This is a genomic window from Streptomyces africanus, from assembly GCF_002150735.1.
Classification (GTDB): Bacteria; Actinomycetota; Actinomycetes; order Streptomycetales; family Streptomycetaceae; genus Streptomyces; species Streptomyces africanus.
Genome location: NZ_MUKA01000702.1, coordinates 1 through 1,324 on the forward strand (window position 1 = coordinate 1; position 1,324 = coordinate 1,324).

The 1,324-nt window shown below is 71.6% G+C and carries 1 pseudogene; it reads right to left on the reverse strand.

Annotated features, from left to right (window positions below):
* Nucleotides 1-291, reverse strand: a pseudogene (locus CCL05_RS47030) (hypothetical protein); the annotation flags it as partial.
* Nucleotides 292-1,324 lie beyond the last annotated feature (1,033 nt).

Sequence of the window (1,324 nt, forward strand, 5' to 3'; positions counted from 1 at the left end):
CAGCGCCTGGGGAAGGTCGCCGAGTTCCTCGAAATCCCGGGCGAGCGCGCTCAGTGGAGCCGTGGTCAGGGCGTGGGGGGCCTCGGGGCGGCGGAGTCTGCTCTGGTCCATGACGATGCTGTCGAGGTCGCGGATGAGCGTCACCCGCGCGAGGTCCGTCATCCCCTGGTCCCGCGCCAGGTCGGTCCATGTGGAGACCGGCTCGTCCGACGGGTCTGTCCCGAACATCGACTCGTCGAGCTCCCGCGCCCACTGTTGCAACTCGTCAGCGCTCGCACCCGGTTCCGGCATGCCGCCCAGGCCGCACGCCGTGTCGAAGTCCGTCTCCCGGACCTCGAGCAGCAGCGGCAGATCCCCGGTGTCCCCGTGCAGCCCCACCAGTACAGCCGCGAGCCGCAGTTCGTCCGNNCAGGTGCCGCAGCAGCTCCAGATCGCCCTCGGCGCGGTCGAACTGCGCGGCCCTCAGGGTGATCCGGCGCCGGACCGGGTCCTCGGCGACTTCACGCCATGCCGTGTGGTCGCCCTCCCGCAGGCGGGCGAGATCGGCGCGGCCCGCCGCGAGCACGGGCTCCCACAGCGGGGGACCGTCCGGCCCCAACCGGTCGTACGCACACCCCTCGTCCGCGTTGAGCAGGACGAAGTCCGGCTCGGTGCGCAGCAGGGCGGCACGCAGTCTGCCCACCAGCTCGACCGGGGAGCGTTCCGGGAAGCCCAGCGCCGCACGGAGCTCGGCCCGCTCCTCGTCGATCCTGTAGCACTCACGGATCTCGTCCTCGGTTTCCGCGACGCACGCCAGGATCTTCTCCTCGCCGTCGTCCGGCGACAGACGTGTGTAACCGCGCCAGCCGGGCAGGCCGATCACGAGCTCCAGGGCCTCGTCGACGCTGGAGCCGATGATCCCCGCAGCGCCCTCCGAGTCGGCGTAGAGCACCGAGCCGTCCGCGCACACGAAGTACGTGCCGCCGGTGTCGTCCCCGGCCACCGTCTCCAGTGGTCCGCCCGAGGCAAGGCGGACCTCCTCGACATGGCCGTGGGCGGCCCGGTCGAGGTCGAAGTGGAAGGGGAAGGCGGCCAGTTCGGCCAGGTGGCGGTCCTGCCGCAACAGCCGTAGCGCGTGATCGGTCATGTCGCGGAAAGTAGCACCGTCCACTGACCGCGGACTCGCGGTCCCTGCAGGAGGCCCTGCGGACAGGAGGTGCGGTCACGGTCGGCGGTTCGGGCGTTCGCCCCACCGGTGGTACGTCGGCGGTGGCAACCGAGTGGATGGTCCGGGCACGCACCATGGCTTTCGCGCTGCTTCGGCCCGCTTCCCCCGTACCGGGGA